Raw genomic sequence first — 17057 nt, forward strand, 5'->3', positions numbered from 1 at the left:
GAGCGCTTGTGTTTTTCTGCCGCGGATTATGCCCCGGGGCCTATTCGCGAGGATTTCGGCGCGGCGGCGGCCGCATCAATGTCATAATCCGCGCTGCAAGTCAAAAGGCAAACGGGTCACGGTCCGGCGGAACATCAGTCCGCTCATGGCTTTGGCCTCAAGTCCTGGCGCGGCCCCACAAGGGCTGGCAAGGGGCACCCAAGGTTTTTCGTTCCCGAAAAAACTCCAAAGGTTGATCATGGAAATCTCTAAGGCGGAACTCGCTTCCGCAGCAGCCGCGTCCTCTGGCGCCGGCAACCAAACGCAAGAACTCATGGGCGCTGAAGTGCTGGTCAAGGCACTGCAGGCCGAAGGCGTCCAGTACGTCTGGGGCTACCCTGGCGGCGCGGTTCTGTACATCTACGACGCGTTCTACAAGCAGGACACCATCCAGCACGTGCTGGTGCGCCACGAGCAGGCGGCCGTCCACGCGGCCGACGGCTATGCGCGCGCCACGGGCGACGTGGGCGTTGCGCTGGTCACCTCCGGCCCCGGCCTGACCAATGCGGTCACCGGCATCGCCACGGCGTACATGGACTCGATCCCGATGGTGATCATCTCGGGCCAGGTACCCACGGCGGCCATCGGCCTCGATGCCTTCCAGGAATGCGACACCGTGGGCATCACGCGTCCCATCGTGAAGCACAACTTCCTCGTCAAGGATCCCAAGGATCTGGCCATGACGATGAAAAAGGCCTTCCACATCGCACGCAGCGGCCGGCCGGGCCCAGTGGTGGTGGACGTGCCCAAGGACGTCTCCTTCAAGAAGACACCGTACGCCGGCTATCCCGACAAAGTCGAGATGCGTTCGTACAACCCGGTGCGCAAGGGCCATGGCGGGCAGATCCGCAAGGCGTTGCAGCTGTTGCTGAACGCCAAGCGCCCTTACATCTACACCGGCGGCGGCGTGCTGCTCGGCAACGCCTGCAACGAACTGCGCACGCTGGTCGACATGCTCGGCTACCCGGTCACCAACACGCTGATGGGCCTGGGCGCCTATCCGGCGAGCGACCGCAAGTTCCTGGGCATGCTGGGCATGCACGGCACCATCGAAGCCAACAACGCGATGCAGAACTGCGACGTGCTGCTGGCGGTGGGCGCGCGCTTCGACGACCGCGTGATCGGCAACCCGAAGCATTTCGCGCTGAACGACCGCAAGATCATCCACGTCGACATCGACCCGTCGAGCATTTCCAAGCGCGTGAAGGTCGATATTCCGATCGTCGGCGACGTGAAAGACGTGCTGACCGAGCTGATCTCGATGATCCGCGAGAGCACCACCAAGCCCGATGCCGGCGCGCTGGCCGACTGGTGGAAGACCATCGAGGCCTGGCGTTCGCGCGACTGCCTCAAGTACGACCGCGGCAACAAGGACGTGATCAAGCCGCAGTACGTGGTCGAGACCCTCTGGAACATGACCAAGGACGCCGACGCGTACATCACGTCGGACGTGGGCCAGCACCAGATGTGGGCCGCGCAGTATTACCGCTTCGACGAGCCGCGCCGCTGGATCAATTCAGGCGGCCTAGGCACCATGGGCGTGGGCATTCCATACGCCATGGGCATCAAGCTCGCAAAGCCCGATTCGGAAGTGTTCACCATCACGGGCGAGGGTTCGGTGCAGATGTGCATCCAGGAGCTCTCCACCTGCCTGCAGTACAACACGCCGATCAAGATCTGCTCGCTCAACAACCGCTACCTGGGCATGGTGCGCCAGTGGCAGGAGATCGAATACTCCGGCCGCTACAGCCACAGCTACATGGATGCGCTCCCCAATTTCGTGAAGCTGGCCGAGGCTTATGGCCACGTCGGCATGCTGATCGAGCGTCCGCAAGACGTGGAGCCGGCGCTGCGCGAAGCACGCAAGCTCAAGGACCGCACGGTGTTCATGGATTTCCGCACCGACCCGACCGAGAACGTGTTCCCGATGGTCAAGGCCGGCATGGGCATCACCGAGATGCTGTTGGGTGCCGAAGATCTCTGATCCACGGCGCATTCGCTTAACTCTTCACTGACGAATCTATTGCCCGCCAAGCCCGCGCATTACCGTGCACGGGGGAGGGCGGCGAAAAGAGGAGTCACGCAAACATGAAACACATCATTGCAGTGCTGCTGGAAAACGAGCCCGGTGCTCTTTCCCGCGTCGTGGGCCTTTTCTCGGCCCGCGGCTACAACATCGAATCGCTGACCGTCGCGCCGACCGAGGATCCGAGCCTCTCGCGCATGACCATCGTCACCGCGGGCTCGGACGACGTGATCGAACAGATCACCAAGCACCTCAACCGCCTGATCGAAGTGGTCAAGGTCGTCGACCTGACCGAAGGCGCCTACACCGAGCGCGAGCTCATGATGGTGAAGGTGCGCGCGGTCGGCAAGGAGCGCGAAGAAATGATGCGCATGGCCGAGATCTTCCGCGGCCGCATCATCGACGTCACGGACAAGAGCTACACCATCGAACTGACCGGCGACCACGGAAAGAACGACGCGTTTCTCGAGGCCATCGAGCGCAGCGCAATTCTCGAGACGGTACGCACCGGTGCCAGCGGCATCGGACGCGGCGAGCGCATCCTGCGCGTCTAGTTTTTCTCAGCAATTACCACCCCCGAATCAACGAAGGAGCATGACATGAAGGTTTATTACGACAAGGACGCGGATCTGAGCCTGATCAAGGGCAAGACGGTCGCAATCATCGGTTATGGGTCGCAAGGTCACGCACACGCGCAGAACCTGAACGACAGCGGCGTCAAGGTCGTGGTCGGTCTGCGCAAGGGCGGCGCTTCATGGCCCAAGGTCGAGAAGGCCGGCCTCCAGGTCGCCGAAGTGGCCGACGCAGTGAAGGCCGCCGACGTGGTCATGATCCTGCTGCCCGACGAGCAGATCGCCAACGTCTACAAGAACGACGTGGCCCCGAACATCAAGGAAGGCGCTTCGCTCGTCTTCGCGCACGGCTTCAACGTGCACTACGGGTTCGTGCAGCCCCGCGCCGACCTCGACGTGTGGATGGTGGCTCCCAAGGCCCCGGGCCACACCGTGCGCAGCACCTACACCCAAGGCGGCGGCGTGCCCCACCTCGTGGCCGTGCACCAGGACAAGACCGGCAAGGCGCGCGATCTCGCGCTGAGCTATGCCACCGCCAACGGCGGCGGCAAGGCCGGCATCATCGAGACCAACTTCCGCGAAGAAACCGAGACCGACCTGTTCGGCGAACAAGCGGTTCTGTGCGGCGGCACGGTCGAACTGATCAAGGCTGGTTTCGAAACGCTGGTGGAAGCCGGCTACGCGCCCGAAATGGCGTACTTCGAATGCCTGCACGAGCTCAAGCTGATCGTCGACCTGATCTATGAAGGCGGCATCGCCAACATGAACTACTCGATCTCGAACAACGCCGAATACGGCGAGTACGTCACCGGCCCGCGCATCGTGACCGAAGAGACCAAGAAGGTCATGAAGCAAGTGCTCAAGGACATCCAGACCGGCGAATACGCCAAGAGCTTCGTGCTCGAGAACGCTGCCGGCGCACCGACGCTGATCAGCCGCCGCCGCCTGAACTCCGAGCACCAGATCGAAGTGGTCGGCGAAAAGCTGCGCGCGATGATGCCCTGGATCAAGAAGAACAAGCTGGTCGACCAGACCCGCAACTGATCCACCAGGAAGTGGGCGCCGCGGCGCCCATTTCACGAGGGCCACCCGCTGGGTGGCCTTTTTCATGGAGGGGGCGAACAATCCCCTGAACTACACTGCGAACCCATGCGAATTACAGATCAAGACGCTATCGACCGGGTGGCCGTTCGCCCGGTGTCCACGAGGGACGAAGGCAAACTCAATGCATGACGACACGGTTCCCGACGAAGTGCCGCCGCGCAAGCGCCGCAAGGGCATTTACATCCTGCCGAACCTGTTCACGCTTGCCGCGCTGTTCGGCGGCTTCTATTCGGTCGTGATGGCAATGAACGGGCGCTTCGATCTCGCGGCGCTCGGCGTGTTCGCCGCCATGATTCTGGACAGCCTCGACGGCCGCGTGGCCCGCATGACCAACACGCAAAGTGCGTTCGGCGAGCAGATGGACTCGCTGTCCGACATGGTGTCCTTCGGCGCCGCACCGGCACTCATCGCCTATGAGTGGTCGCTCAAGGGCCTGGGCCGCTGGGGTTGGATCGCGGCCTTCGTCTACTGCGCCTGCGCGGCGCTGCGGCTTGCGCGCTTCAACGTCAACACGGGCGTCGTCGACAAGCGCTGGTTCCAGGGGCTTCCGTCGCCGGCCGCTGCCGCGCTGGTGGCAGGCTTCATCTGGCTCATGACCGAGTGGGGCAAGCGGGGCGGCGAGGTGCTGTACCTCTCGTGGACGCAGATCACGTGGATCACCTTTGCGTTCACGCTCTATGCCGGACTTTCGATGGTCACCAATGCGCCGTTCTACAGCTTCAAGGACGTGCAGATGAAGAAGAGCGTGCCGTTCGTGGTGATCGTGCTGATTGCCCTGGGCATTGCGGTCATCAACATCCATCCGCCCACGGTGCTGTTCGGCCTGTTCGTGGCCTATGGCTTGAGCGGCTACGTGGTCTACGCGTGGCGCAAGGCCAAGGGCCAGCAGGCGAGCGTGATCAGCACCTCGACCGAAGAGCCGGACGAGCGGGGCTTGCATAACTGACGGCAGCTTGTGCTACATTCACAATCCTCATGACCAAGATTTCGCTGCTGGCCCTACTAGCCCTCCCTCACGGGCGGAGACGGTAGCGCACGCGCAAATCCCTCACCACGGCCCGTTCGCACCAGCAACGGGCCGTTTGTTTTTGGGGTTGCTGGTTGATTACCAACCATCCAGAGAAATCGACATGCTCAAGCAACCTCAAGCCAAATACCGCGCATTCGCCCCGATCGGCCTCAAGGACCGCACCTGGCCCGATGCCGTGCTGACGAAGGCGCCTATCTGGCTGTCGACGGACCTGCGCGATGGCAACCAGGCGCTTGTCGAGCCGATGGACATTGCGCGCAAGATGCGCATGTTCGAGACGCTCGTGGCCATCGGCTTCAAAGAAATCGAAGTCGGCTTCCCCTCCGCCTCGCAGATCGAATTCGACTTCGTGCGCAAGCTGATCGAGGAAGACCGCATTCCCGACGACGTGACGATCCAGGTGCTGACGCAGGCGCGAGACCACCTCATTGCCCGTACCTTCGAATCGCTGCAAGGCGCGCCGCGCGCCATCGTTCACCTCTACAACGCCGTGGCCCCGGTGATGCGCCGCGTGGTGCTCGGCATGGACGAAGACCAGATCGTCGAGCTTGCCAGCAGCCATGCGCGCATGTTCAATGACTTTGCCGCCAAGCAGCCCGCAACGAAGTGGACCTTCCAGTATTCGCCCGAAATGTTCTCGGGCACCGACGTCGTGTTCTCCAAGCGCGTGGTCGACGCGGTCACCGAAGTCTGGGCGCCGACGCCCGAGCGCAAGTGCATCGTCAATCTTCCCACCACGGTCGAGCATTCCACGCCGAACATCTTTGCCGACATGATCGAGTGGATGCACCGCAACCTCGCGCGGCGCGACTCCATCGTGCTGTGCGTGCATCCGCACAACGACCGCGGCACGGGCACCGCCGCCGGCGAGTTGGCGTTGATGGCCGGCGCCGAGCGCATCGAAGGCTGCCTCTTCGGCAACGGCGAGCGCACGGGCAACCTCGACCTCGTGAACGTCGCGCTCAATCTCTACACGCAGGGCGTTTCGCCGGAACTCGACTTCTCGAACATCGACGAGATCCGCGCGACGGTCGAGCACTGCAACCAGATCCCGGTGCATCCGCGCCACCCGTATGTTGGCGACCTGGTCTACACCTCGTTCTCCGGCTCGCACCAGGACGCGATCAAGAAGGCCTTTGCAGCCCGCAAGGACGGCGATATCTGGGACATGCCGTACCTGCCCATCGATCCGAAGGACGTGGGCCGCAGCTACGAGGCCGTGATTCGCGTCAACAGCCAGTCGGGCAAGGGCGGCATGGCCTACCTGCTCGAAAGCGAGTACGGCATCGAGATGCCGCGCCGCCTGCAGATGGAGTTCATGCAGACCGTGCAGCGCGTGATGGACGTGGCCGGCAAGGAGCTCACCGCGGCAGACCTGTGGCAGCTGTTCGTGCGCGAGTACGGCATCGAAGCCGCGCATTCGTTGCAGCATCGCGTGCTCCAGGAAGAAGAAGGCGAGGGCGCCAATGCTTCCGTCGTGCTGCGGGGCGACCTGCCCTGGGACGGCGAAATTCGCGCCATCGAAGGCCGCGGCAACGGTCCGATCGACGCCTTCACGCAGGCGCTGAGCCAGGCCACCGGCCACACGGTGCGCGTGATGGATTACCACCAGCACGCCATCGGCGCGGGCGCCGATGCCAAGTCGGTGGCGTACCTCGAACTGCGCGTGGACGAGGCCCAGACACTGTTCGGCGTCGGCATCGATGCGGACGTGATCTCGGCTTCGCTCAAGGCCATTGTCTCGGGCGTGCAGCGTGCACGGACCCGTGGCGCGCACAGCGCACAATCGGTGGTTGAGCTCGCCTGACGCTGTCCGCCGCCGTACGCGCAAGGTGCGAAACGATTAAAGGAACAAAGGAGTCCACGATGACCGACCAACTCATTATTTTCGACACCACCTTGCGCGACGGCGAACAATCGCCCGGCGCCTCGATGACGCGCGACGAGAAGCTGCGCATTGCCAAGCAGCTCGAACGGCTCAAGGTGGACGTCATCGAGGCCGGCTTTCCGGCCAGTTCGAACGGCGACTTCGAGGCCGTCAAGGCCATTGCCAACGCCATCAAGGATTCGACGATTTGCGGCCTCTCTCGCGCCAACGACCGCGACATCTCGCGCGCGGCCGAAGCGCTCAAGGGCGCGGCGCGCGGGCGCATCCACACCTTCATTGCAACGTCGCCGCTGCACATGGAAAAGAAGCTGCGCATGTCGCCGGACGAGGTGCACGAGCAGGCGAGGCTTGCCGTGCGCTTTGCGCGCAACCTCGTGGCCGACGTCGAGTTCAGCCCCGAAGACGGCTACCGCAGCGACCCCGATTTTCTCTGCCGCGTGCTCGAGACCGTGATCAATGAGGGCGCCACCACCATCAACGTGCCCGACACCGTGGGCTACGCCATTCCGGAGCTCTACGGCAACTTCATCAAGATGCTGCGCGAGCGCGTCCCCAACAGCGACAAGGCGATCTGGTCGGTGCATTGCCACAACGACCTTGGCATGGCGGTGGCCAACTCGCTCGCCGGCGTGAAGATCGGCGGCGCGCGCCAGGTCGAGTGCACGATCAACGGCTTGGGCGAGCGCGCGGGCAATTGCTCGCTCGAGGAGGTCGTCATGGCCGTGAAGACCCGCAGGGATTACTTCGGCCTCGACCTCAACATCGACACCCAGCACATCGTGGCTGCGAGCCGCATGGTGAGCCAGACCACGGGCTTCGTGGTGCAGCCGAACAAGGCCGTGGTGGGCGCCAACGCCTTTGCACATGCCTCCGGCATTCACCAGGATGGCGTGCTGAAGGCGCGCGACACCTACGAGATCATGCGGGCGGAAGACGTGGGCTGGAGCGCCAACAAGATCGTGCTGGGCAAGCTCAGCGGCCGCAATGCATTCAAGCAGCGCCTGCAGGAACTCGGCGTGACGATGGAGAGCGAGGGCGACGTCAACGCCGCTTTCCTGCGCTTCAAGGAACTGGCTGATCGCAAGTCCGAAATTTTCGACGAAGACATCCTTGCGCTCGTCAGCGCGGAAGAGCATTCGCACGTTGACGAACAGTTTGCTTTTGTTTCTCTTTCGCAGCACAGCGAAACCGGCGAACGCCCCCATGCAAAGGTTGTTTTCACTGCCCAGGGCAAGGAAGTCACCAGCGAGTCGGACGGTAATGGCCCGGTTGATGCTTCCCTCAAGGCCATCGAGTCGCATGTCAAGAGCGGCGCCGAGATGGTTCTTTACTCGGTGAATGCGATAAGTGGCTCGACAGAAAGCCAAGGAGAAGTTACAGTTCGGTTACAAAATGCAGGGCGGGTGGTGAATGGAGTAGGTGCAGACCCGGACATCGTGGTCGCGTCGGCCAAGGCTTATTTGAGTGCGCTCAACAAGCTCCAGAGCCAAGCTGAGAGAGTGGCGGCACAGGGTTAAGTTTACTGCCCATCCTAAGTTAAGAAAGGGATGCAAGTAACTGATATTGCGTGCCTTTTTTGATTTGGATACACTGCGGTTCTCATTTTCGCCGCTGGAGATTTATAAATGCCCGAAGCCCGTCTCCGCCGAGTTTCCAGCCAGCGGTTCCTACCCGCAGTCAAATTCATCGCCGTCGCGTTCTGCACGACGGCGTTTTTGCTGTCCGGAGCGCAGGCCGCCAAGAAGGAACAAAAACCAAGCGCCGCCAAGACCTCGCTGACCAAGAAGGCCGCGGGTCCTGTGCCGGTTGAAGTCAAACGGCGAACTGCCAAGGCCGACCGCAGCGAGAAAGTCGTTCGCGGTGGCCGCAATGTCGTGGCTTCCATCCGCCAGAAAAATGGCCGGACCGTGGTCGCTGTGCAGCGTCGTTCGGTGGTTCGCGTCGAAACGCCCGCGCGCCAGTCCTTTGGCCAGTTGGCCGGACTGCACGGAACTGACGACGTGCTCGACCTGAAGTCGAGCGTTGCGCTGGTGATCGACCAGGACACGCACGAAGTGCTGTTCAGCAAGAACGACCATGCGGTGCTTCCGATTGCATCGCTCACCAAGCTCATGACCGGACTGCTGATCAGTGAAGCGCGTCTTCCCAATGACGAGCTGATCACCATCACCCAGGACGATGTCGACACCGAGAAGGGCAGCCGCTCGCGCCTGACGGTCGGCACCACGCTGCCCCGCGGTGAGCTTCTGCATCTCGCCCTGATGTCGAGTGAAAACCGCGCAGCGCATGCCTTGGGCCGCACCTATCCCGGCGGCCTTGCAACCTTCGTGAGCATCATGAACGCCAAGGCCAAGATGCTCGGCATGAAGGACACGCGATACGTGGAGCCTACGGGCCTCTCGAGCCGCAACCAGTCGAGCGCGCAAGACCTGGCGCTGCTCGTCAATGCCGCCTATTCCGACGCCACGGTGCGCTCGCTTTCAACGTCGCCCGAGTACCAGGTCGAAGTCGGCAACCGCGTGCTGCAGTTCAACACCACGAATCGTCTGGTGAAGAGCCCCGATTGGGAAATCGGTGTGCAGAAGACGGGCTACATCTCCGAAGCCGGCCAGTGCCTCGTGATGCAGGCCAAGGTGGCCGGGCGCAAGCTCATCATGGTGTTCCTGGATTCGGCCGGCAAGTTCAGCCGTATCGCCGATGCGGAACGCGTTCGCCGCTGGGTCGAGGCCACGCATGCCTCCACAGGCACGCCGGCTGCCGCGTCGCGCGCTCCCAGCTTCCAGGTGGCTGGCTGATCTGACACCGGCCCTGAAAAGGGCCGGTCGACCGCATGCGCCGCAGGCTTGGGTCAGGCCGTGGCTGAAGAAGATCCGCTGCCGTCCGCCGCAGCTCCCCTGGACGCCACCGCGGCGGCGTCCTTATAGCCCAGCGCTCCCGAGATTTCGTTTGCTGTGGCCTGCAGCTTGGGCAGCCATCCTTCGTCCAGCCGATCGGCAGGCGCAGAGATCGATAGTCCCGCCACCAGCTTGCCCTGGTCGTCGTAGATGCCGGCGGCCATGCAGCGCACTCCCAGTTCCAGCTCTTCGTTGTCGCGCGCAATGCCGTACTGGCGTGCCTTCGACAACTCGCGCTCCAGCGCGGGCAGCTGCGTGATGCTGTTGCGTGTGTGTCCCGCCAGTCCGGTTCGGGTGGCATAGCTGCGCACGCGCTGCGGATCGTCCGCCGCAAGAAACAGCTTGCCGGTCGACGTCAGGTGCAGGGCTGCACGGCCGCCGATGGCTCGCACCACCTGCATGCCGGACCGCTCGCTGTAGGAGCGCTCGATGTAGACGATTTCGTCACCCTGCCGCATGCTGAGGTTGACCGGCTGCTGCGTGAGCTTGTGCAGCTCTCGCATCGGTCCCAGCGCGGCATCGCGCACATTGAGCCGCCCCTTCACAAGGTTGCCGAGCTCCAGCAACCGCATGCCGAGCCGGTAGCTCCCGGCCTCAGGCCGGTCTACAAAGCGGCCGACCGCCAGGTCGTTGAGGATGCGGTGCGTGGTGGAGGGGTGCAGGCCGGTCTTTTCGCTGATTTCCTTCAGCGAGATGGCCTCCTCGCGCGAGGCGAGCACGTCGATCAGCGCGAACATGCGCTCGATCACCTGGATGACTGGAACGGCAGGAACGTCGGATTGGGTTTTTCTCATGGCGCGATGCGGTGTGGACCGGGCGCCATTTTACCTTGTGAAATCGTCTGACGCTTGCCAGCGTCCGTCGATCAGCAGTTCATGGGGACTGAAGCGCGCCTTGTAGTTCATCTTGGCGCTGCCTTCGATCCAGTAGCCCAGGTAGACGTGCGGCAGGCCCAGCTTGCGCGCTTGTTCGATCTGCCAGAGCACGCTGTAGGTGCCATAGCCAGTGGACGAGGCCCCCACGCTCGGCACTGCGTGCTCTCGCTGCCCCCCGAGGGAGGCGTCCGCTTGCTTGGGGCGGCCCGGCGCTTCGCGGCTCCCCGGCTCGTAGAAGGTATAGACCGCCGAGATGCCGTCGTTCAGAACATCCAGGATCGACACCATCCGCAGCGCACCGGCGCTGCCGTCGGGCAGCGTCTCGCGAAACTCCACCAGCCTGGAATTGACCCGGCTTTGCAGCAGGAACTGGGTGTACTGGTCGATGCTGTCGTGGTCCATGCCGCCGCCGGCATGGCGGCCGTTCTGGTAGCGGAGGTAGAGCTGGTAGTGCTCGGGAACGAAGCACAGCTTGAGCACACGGGCCTGCAGCTCCTTGTGCTGCTTTGCGGCGCGGCGCTGGCTGCGAGTGGGCCGGAAGCTGTTGACCAGCACGCGCAGCGGGATGCAGGCGCGGCAGCCGTCGCAATAGGGCCTGTAGGTGAACATTCCGCTGCGCCGGAAGCCGCTGAGCACGAGGTCGGAGTAGGCGTCGTTGTGAATCAGGTGGCTGGGCGTGGCCACCTGCGACCGAGCCTGGCGATCGGGCAGGTAGCTGCAGGGGTAGGGCGCCGTCGCGTAGAACTGCAGCGTGTGAAGCGGGAGATCCTTGAGGTGCGTCACGTCGATTCAGAAGGCCGCGTGGAAAGGAGTTCTGCCCAGTATACGGGCTCGAAATGCCACTGTGGGCCCTCTTGTTCGCGTGCCTTGGCCACGTGCGCGACGAAGCTCGCGCGAGACATCTCCCGGGCTCCCAGGCTTGCCAGGTGCGAGGTGTTCTGCTGGCAGTCGATCATGCGCACCTGGAAGCGGCGGCACAGGCACACCAGCGCCGCCAGGGCGACCTTCGAGGCATCCGGGCGGCGGGTGAACATCGATTCGCCGAACACCGCACGGCCGAGCCCCACGCAGTAGAGCCCGCCAGCAAGCTTGCCGTCGACCCACGTCTCCACGCTGTGTGCGTGGCCGGCCCGATGCAGCGCCATGTAGGCGTTCACCATGTCCGGGACGATCCATGTGCCCGACTGGCCGGTGCGCGGTGATTGCGAACAGGCCTTGATGACCGCCGCAAAATCGCAGTCGATGCGCACCTCGCAGCCGGGCGTTTGTGCGAAGCGGGCGAGGGTCTTGCGCAGAGACCTGTGGAGCTTGAATTCGGCCACCTGGAGCACCATGCGCGGGTCCGGGCTCCACCAGAGAATCGGCTGGTCTTCGCTGAACCACGGGAACACGCAGCGGCTGTAGGCCTGCACCAGCGTGTCCACGTCGAGCGCACCTCCGGCGGCAAGCAGGCCGGGTACGGGGTCGGCCTCGCCCCAGGCGGATGAAGGATCAGGCAGTGCGTCGCCGGGTTCGAGCCAAGGCAGTTGTTGCATGGCCGTAGGTATACACGGCTTCGCGGCGCGCTTCATCTGGCTGAAGAAAATGGCTGTTCTTCAGTGGGACGGCGACAGATTTCGCCTGCGAGCCGCAGGCTCCGCGCGCGAAGCGCACAGGAATATTCCAGAGCCCATATAGTGCTGCTTCCATCTGCTCTCCATGGCACCCCGCAAGGCAGGTGTTGCCTGGCGGGCGCCGCCAGCCCAAGAGGACCATCTCGTTGACCACTGAATCCAACCCCACGCGTTTCGGCAGCGGCCATGCAGTGCGCCGCCTCGAGGACGAGAGCCTGCTGGCAGGCCAAGGCCGCTACACAGACGACGTCACCTTTCCCGGCCAGGCGCATCTGGTGTTCCTGCGGTCTCCGTATCCGCACGCGCGCATCGTCTCGATCGATATCTCGGCCGCGGCCGCCATGCCCGGCGTGCTGCGCGTGCTCACCGGCGCGGAACTGGCCGAGGCAGGCGTCAAGCCGCTGCCGGGTGCCGCAGGCTTCAAGCGGGCCGACGGCAGCGATTGCGCAAGCGCCCCGAGGTTTGCCATGGCGCACGAGAGAGCCCGTTTCGTGGGTGAGGCGGTGGCGGCGGTGGTGGCCGAAACGGTCCAGCAGGCGCGCGATGCCGCCGAGGCCGTGGTGGTCGACTATGAAGAACTTCCCATGGTGGTCGATCTCGCAAGCGCAACCGCCGACGGGGCGCCACTGCTGTGCGAGGAGGCCACGGGCAACATCGCCGCCGAGATGCGCCACGGCAGCAGCGACGCCGCGGCGGCCGCCTTTGCCAAGGCGAAACACGTGGTGGCGCTCGACGTGGTCAACCAGCGCGTCGTGGCACTCACCATCGAGCCCCGCTCGGTGCTGGCCGCGCCTGACGCCGAATCCGGGCGCCTCACCATCCGCATGAGCACCCAAATGCCGTCGGGCGTGCGCGATTCGATCTGCGCCGCCATCGGCCTTGCCAAGGAAAAGGTGCGTGTGGTGGTGGGCGACGTTGGCGGCGGCTTCGGCATGAAGACCGGCGCCTATCCCGAAGACATCGCGGTGGCCTATGCCGCGCTGCAGGTCAAGCGCCCGGTGAAATGGGTGGCCGACCGCAGCGAGGAGTTTCTTTCGAGCGCACATGGCCGGGACATCGAGGCCAAGGCCGAACTCGCGCTCGATGCCGACGGAAAAATTCTTGCGCTGCGCATCAAGACGCTCGCCAACGTGGGGGCCTATGCCACCGGCACCGGCGTTGCGATCCAGCTTCTCATCGGTCCGTGGGTGCAGACCAGCGTCTACAACATCCAGACCATCGACTTCCATTTCAAGGCGGTGCTTACCAACACCGCTCCCACGGGCGCCTATCGCGGCGCGGGCCGGCCCGAAGCCATCTTCACCATCGAACGGCTGATGGACGAGGCCGCGCGCCAGACCGGCATTGACCGCGTCGAACTGCGCCGCCGCAACTTCATCCGCCCCGAGCAGATGCCCTACACCAACCCGATGGCGCAGACCTACGACACGGGCAAGTTCGAGTCGGTGATGGACCAGGCAATGGCGCTGTCCGACTGGAATGGTTTCGAGGCCCGGGCGGCCGAGTCGGCCGGCCGGGGCAGGTATCGCGGCCTCGGTATTGCGACCTTTCTGGAGTGGACCGGCGGCAATGTATTTGAAGAGCGCGTCACGGTCTCGGTGCAGGCCGACGGCGTGATCGAAGTGTTCTCCGCTGTCAACGCCATGGGTCAGGGCATTGCCACCTCGCTCGCACAGCTGGCCGTCGATGCCTTCGGCGTGCCGATCGAGAAGGTGCGCGTGGTGCTCGGCGATACCGATCGCGGCGACGGCTTCGGAAGCGCCGGTTCCCGCTCGCTGTTCACCGGCGGCTCGGCGGTCCGCATCGGCGCCGAACGCACCATCGACAAGGCACGCGAACTCGCGGCGCAAGAGTTCGAGGCGGCGGTCGACGACGTGACCTACACGAGCGGCGTGTTCACCGTGGCCGGCACCGACCTGGCTCTCGACCTGTTCGAGTTGGCGGGCAAGCAGCCCGAGCGCGAGATCTTCGTCGACTCCACCAGCACCGTCGCCGGCCCGACCTGGCCCAACGGCTGCCACATCTGCGAGATCGAGCTCGATCCGCCGACCGGCGAGATCGCCGTGGTGGCCTACAGCTCGGTCAACGACGTGGGCCGCGTGATCAACCCACTGATCGTGCGCGGCCAGCTCGAAGGCGGCGCGGTGCAGGGCATTGGGCAGGCGCTGTACGAGCAGGTGGTGTACGACAAGGAAACTGGCCAGCCCGTCACCGGCAGCCTCATGGACTACGCCGCACCGCGCGCGGACATCGTCCAGACGCTGTTCCATATGGAAATGGACGAGTCGACCCCGTGCGCCAACAACCCGCTGGGCGTGAAAGGCGTGGGCGAGCTGGGCACCATTGGAGCCACGCCGACCATCGTCAACGCCGTGGCCGATGCCTTCGCACGCAATGGCCTTGCGAACGGCACGCCGCGCCTGCACATGCCGCTGAGCCCGTCTCGGGTCTGGCAGGCCATGCACACTGTGGACTGAGGCTTGGGGCGCTCGTCGCGGGTGAATTGGAATGCTCGTCACCACCGAACTGCAGACCGAACCCATCCGCGTGTCCAGCTACCGCTGCGACGCGGGCCCCGACGCGCAGCCGTTCGCCGAGATGCACGTCGACTACTCCGTGTCGTACGTGCGAAAGGGAAGCTTCGGCTATCGCACGCGCGGCCGCGCCTATGAGCTGGTGGCCGGCTCGGTGCTGGTGGGCTGCCCGGGCGAGGAGTACGTCTGCACGCACGACCATCACGTCTGCGGCGACGAATGCCTGGCTTTCCACCTGTCGCCTGGCTTCGTCGACCTGATCGGCGGCGATCAGCGGACCTGGCGCACCGCGGGGCTGCCGCCGCTGCCCGAACTCATGGTGCTCGGCGAACTCGCGCAGGTGGCGACCGAGAGCCCGACTGACATCGGCCTGGACGAACTCGGCATGTGCTTTGCCAGCCGGTTCGTCGAAGTGGCGAGCGGACGCAGCAAGCCGGCACCCCAGCCAGCCGCTCCGCGCGACAGGCGCCGCGCGGTGGATGCCGCCCTATGGATCGATGCGAACTCGCACGACGACATCGGCCTTGAAAGCGCGGCGTCCGAAGCCGGCCTGAGCTCGTTCCATTTCCTGCGCCTCTTCTCGCAGGTGCTCGGCGTCACGCCGCACCAGTACCTGGTTCGCTCCAGGCTGCGCCACGCGGCGCGCCTGCTCGCAGACGATGACCGGCCGGTAACCGACGTGGCCCTGGACGTTGGCTTTGCCGACCTGAGCAACTTCGTTCGCACGTTTGGCCGTGCGGCTGGTGTCTCGCCGCGTGGCTTTCGACAAGCCGCCAAGGGCGACCGCAAGATTTTCCAAGACCGGTTGGCAGCCTTGCTCGAAGATGAGCGCCTGATTCATTCATCGAGGGCGAACCGCCACTGAGGCGCACAACCATGGCAACGATCTACAAGGAATTCATCGTCGAAGCCGACGCCGCGAAGGTCTGGGATGCATTGCGCGATTTTGACGCCGTGCACACGCGTCTCGCGCCCGGCTTCCTGACCGATTGCAAGCTGGACGCGCAGGGCGCCCGCATCGTGAGTTTTGCCAACGGCCTGGTGGCGCGCGAACTGCTCGTGGGCATCGACGAGCCGAACCGCCGCCTTGCCTACACCGTCACCGGCGGCAAGGCCAGCCATCACCACGCCTCGGCCCAGGTGTTCGCGCACGGCGAAGGCCGTTCGCGCTTCGTCTGGATCACCGACGTGCTGCCTGATGAATTTGCCGCCTACATCGGGTCGATGATGGACCAGGGCGGCGACGCGATGAAGAAGACGCTCGAGCAAAAACCCCCGGCGCCGCCAGCCGGCTAGAAGTCTTCGAGCGGGAGGCCCACGTAGTTCTCCGCCAGCGCGGTGGAGGCTGCCTTCGAATGCACGAGGTAGTCGAGCTCGGCTTCCTGGATCTTCTGGCCGAAGGCACCGGTCTCCGGGAAGCGGTGCATCAGCGAGGTAAACCACCACGAGAAGCGCTCGGCCTTCCAGACCCGGCGCAGGCAGAGGTCCGAATACCGGTCGAGCGCGGAGGGCGATTTTTCACCGTAGAAGATCTCGAACGCACGCGACAGGTAGCCCACGTCGGCCGTCGCAAGGTTGAGCCCCTTGGCGCCGGTCGGCGGCACGATGTGCGCGGCATCGCCGGCCAGGAACAGTGAACCGAAGCGCATCGGTTCGGCAACGAAGCTGCGCAGCGGCGCAATGCTTTTTTCGAGCGAAGGACCGGTCACCAGCCCCGCGCGCGCCTCAGGGTCGAGCCGCGCGCGCAGCTCATTCCAGAAGGCCTCGTCGCTCCAGTTTTCGACCCGTTCTTCGGTCGGCACCTGCACGTAGTAGCGGCTGCGCGTGGCGCTGCGCATGCTGCACAGCGCAAAGCCGCGCTCGGTGTTGGCGTAGATGAGTTCGTGTGACACCGGCGGCACGTCGGCCAGCACGCCCAGCCAGCCGAAGGGGTAGATCTTCTCGTAGGTCTGGATGGCGTCCGCGGGCACGCTGGCGCGGCTCACGCCGTGGTAGCCGTCGCAGCCGGCGATGAAGTCGCACTCGATCTCGTGCGCCTGCCCGTCTTTTTCATAGCGCACGCGAGGGTGTGCCGAGTCGAAGCTGTGAAGGCTGACATTGGCCGCGCTGTAGATGGTCGTGAGGCCTTCGGCCGAGCGGGCCTCCATCAGGTCGCGTGTCACCTCGGTCTGGCCATACACGGTGACCTGTTTCCCGCCCGTGAGTCCATGCAGATCGATGCGGTGCCGCGCTCCCTTGAACAGCAGCTCGATGCCTTCATGCGGCAACCCTTCGGTCTTGGCCCGCGCATCGACGCCGGCGCGAGCCAGCAGATCCATGGTGACCTGCTCGAGCACGCCCGCGCGGATGCGTCCCAGCACGTAGTCGCCGCTCTGGCGTTCGACGATGACGTTGTCGATGCCCGCCTTGAAAAGCAGTTGCCCGAGAAGCAGGCCGGCCGGGCCCGCGCCGATGATCGCGACCTGTGTTCGCATGTTCGTGT

At 64.4% G+C, this 17057-nt stretch carries 14 protein-coding genes; 10 read left to right on the forward strand and 4 right to left on the reverse strand.

The features are described from left to right. Positions 1–238: 238 nt before the first annotated feature. From ASC78_RS09880 to ASC78_RS09910, 7 genes are all read left to right on the forward strand, one after another. Entirely contained in the window at positions 239–2023 is a 1785-nt protein-coding gene (locus ASC78_RS09880) for an acetolactate synthase 3 catalytic subunit (RefSeq protein ID WP_055800074.1), read from the forward strand. A gap of 104 nt (positions 2024–2127) precedes the next feature. Then, positions 2128–2619 carry an acetolactate synthase small subunit gene (gene ilvN, locus ASC78_RS09885; RefSeq protein WP_055800077.1) on the forward strand — a complete coding sequence of 164 codons (492 nt, stop codon included), beginning with the start codon at positions 2128–2130 and terminating at the stop codon, positions 2617–2619. 45 nt (positions 2620–2664) lie between these two features. Beyond that, positions 2665–3681, forward strand: a complete 1017-nt coding sequence (ilvC, locus tag ASC78_RS09890) for a ketol-acid reductoisomerase (RefSeq protein ID WP_055800079.1) — start codon at positions 2665–2667, stop codon at positions 3679–3681. Positions 3682–3862: 181 nt separating this feature from the next. Next, positions 3863–4687: a CDP-diacylglycerol--serine O-phosphatidyltransferase gene (pssA, locus tag ASC78_RS09895; RefSeq protein WP_055800083.1), complete on the forward strand. Its 825-nt coding sequence runs from the start codon at positions 3863–3865 to the stop codon at positions 4685–4687. A gap of 184 nt (positions 4688–4871) precedes the next feature. Beyond that, a complete protein-coding gene (leuA, locus tag ASC78_RS09900; protein ID WP_055800086.1) occupies positions 4872–6578 on the forward strand; it encodes a 2-isopropylmalate synthase in 1707 nt (568 codons plus the stop codon). Positions 6579–6637: 59 nt separating this feature from the next. Beyond that, complete coding sequence (locus tag ASC78_RS09905) at positions 6638–8176, forward strand: 2-isopropylmalate synthase (RefSeq protein ID WP_055800088.1); 1539 nt, start codon at positions 6638–6640, stop codon at positions 8174–8176. A gap of 108 nt (positions 8177–8284) precedes the next feature. Next, the gene (locus ASC78_RS09910) at positions 8285–9454 is read left to right on the forward strand and encodes a serine hydrolase (RefSeq protein WP_055800092.1); all 1170 of its coding nucleotides are present in this window, start codon (positions 8285–8287) and stop codon (positions 9452–9454) included. A 53-nt stretch (positions 9455–9507) separates the two neighbouring features. Here ASC78_RS09910 and ASC78_RS09915 read toward each other — a convergent pair whose 3' ends face one another. Genes ASC78_RS09915 through aat form a run of 3 tightly spaced genes read right to left on the reverse strand, consistent with a single transcriptional unit; the run spans position 9508 to position 11963 of the window. Beyond that, entirely contained in the window at positions 9508–10347 is an 840-nt protein-coding gene (locus ASC78_RS09915; RefSeq protein WP_055800095.1) for an IclR family transcriptional regulator, read from the reverse strand. A gap of 30 nt (positions 10348–10377) precedes the next feature. After that, positions 10378–11211 carry an arginyltransferase gene (locus tag ASC78_RS09920; protein WP_055800097.1) on the reverse strand — a complete coding sequence of 278 codons (834 nt, stop codon included), beginning with the start codon at positions 11209–11211 and terminating at the stop codon, positions 10378–10380. Next, positions 11208–11963: a leucyl/phenylalanyl-tRNA--protein transferase gene (aat, locus tag ASC78_RS09925; RefSeq protein WP_055800151.1), complete on the reverse strand. Its 756-nt coding sequence runs from the start codon at positions 11961–11963 to the stop codon at positions 11208–11210. The genes ASC78_RS09920 and aat overlap by 4 nt, the downstream gene beginning before the upstream one ends. Positions 11964–12187: 224 nt before the next feature. On the opposite strand from aat, the gene ASC78_RS09930 reads away from it, so the two are divergent. The 3 genes from ASC78_RS09930 to ASC78_RS09940 are packed head-to-tail and all read left to right on the forward strand — an operon-like array spanning position 12188 to position 15871. Further along, the gene (locus ASC78_RS09930) at positions 12188–14518 is read left to right on the forward strand and encodes a xanthine dehydrogenase family protein molybdopterin-binding subunit (RefSeq protein WP_055800155.1); all 2331 of its coding nucleotides are present in this window, start codon (positions 12188–12190) and stop codon (positions 14516–14518) included. Positions 14519–14549: 31 nt separating this feature from the next. After that, the gene (locus ASC78_RS09935; protein WP_055800100.1) at positions 14550–15440 is read left to right on the forward strand and encodes a helix-turn-helix domain-containing protein; all 891 of its coding nucleotides are present in this window, start codon (positions 14550–14552) and stop codon (positions 15438–15440) included. 11 nt (positions 15441–15451) lie between these two features. After that, positions 15452–15871, forward strand: coding sequence for an SRPBCC family protein (locus ASC78_RS09940; RefSeq protein ID WP_055800103.1), 420 nt, complete (start codon positions 15452–15454; stop codon positions 15869–15871). On the opposite strand, the gene pobA is transcribed toward ASC78_RS09940, so the two are convergent. Continuing rightward, on the reverse strand, positions 15868–17049 hold the full coding sequence (gene pobA / locus ASC78_RS09945) for a 4-hydroxybenzoate 3-monooxygenase (RefSeq protein WP_055800158.1): 1182 nt from the start codon (positions 17047–17049) through the stop codon (positions 15868–15870). The genes ASC78_RS09940 and pobA overlap by 4 nt on opposite strands. Positions 17050–17057: the final 8 nt, after the last annotated feature.

The sequence above is a fragment of the Variovorax sp. Root318D1 genome (genome assembly GCF_001424835.1).
GTDB lineage: Bacteria > Pseudomonadota > Gammaproteobacteria > Burkholderiales > Burkholderiaceae_C > Variovorax.

Bases quoted from the DNA above. Each gene is read 5' to 3' on its own strand.
- ASC78_RS09910 (WP_055800092.1), top strand. From the start codon at position 8,285: ATGCCCGAAGCCCGTCTCCGCCGAGTTTCCAGCCAGCGGTTCCTACCC.
- pssA (WP_055800083.1), top strand. From the start codon at position 3,863: ATGCATGACGACACGGTTCCCGACGAAGTGCCGCCGCGCAAGCGCCGC.
- ASC78_RS09935 (WP_055800100.1), top strand. From the start codon at position 14,550: ATGCTCGTCACCACCGAACTGCAGACCGAACCCATCCGCGTGTCCAGC.
- ilvC (WP_055800079.1), top strand. From the start codon at position 2,665: ATGAAGGTTTATTACGACAAGGACGCGGATCTGAGCCTGATCAAGGGC.
- pobA (WP_055800158.1), bottom strand. From the start codon at position 17,049: ATGCGAACACAGGTCGCGATCATCGGCGCGGGCCCGGCCGGCCTGCTT.
- aat (WP_055800151.1), bottom strand. From the start codon at position 11,963: ATGCAACAACTGCCTTGGCTCGAACCCGGCGACGCACTGCCTGATCCT.
- ASC78_RS09940 (WP_055800103.1), top strand. From the start codon at position 15,452: ATGGCAACGATCTACAAGGAATTCATCGTCGAAGCCGACGCCGCGAAG.
- ilvN (WP_055800077.1), top strand. From the start codon at position 2,128: ATGAAACACATCATTGCAGTGCTGCTGGAAAACGAGCCCGGTGCTCTT.
- ASC78_RS09905 (WP_055800088.1), top strand. From the start codon at position 6,638: ATGACCGACCAACTCATTATTTTCGACACCACCTTGCGCGACGGCGAA.
- ASC78_RS09915 (WP_055800095.1), bottom strand. From the start codon at position 10,347: ATGAGAAAAACCCAATCCGACGTTCCTGCCGTTCCAGTCATCCAGGTG.
- leuA (WP_055800086.1), top strand. From the start codon at position 4,872: ATGCTCAAGCAACCTCAAGCCAAATACCGCGCATTCGCCCCGATCGGC.
- ASC78_RS09880 (WP_055800074.1), top strand. From the start codon at position 239: ATGGAAATCTCTAAGGCGGAACTCGCTTCCGCAGCAGCCGCGTCCTCT.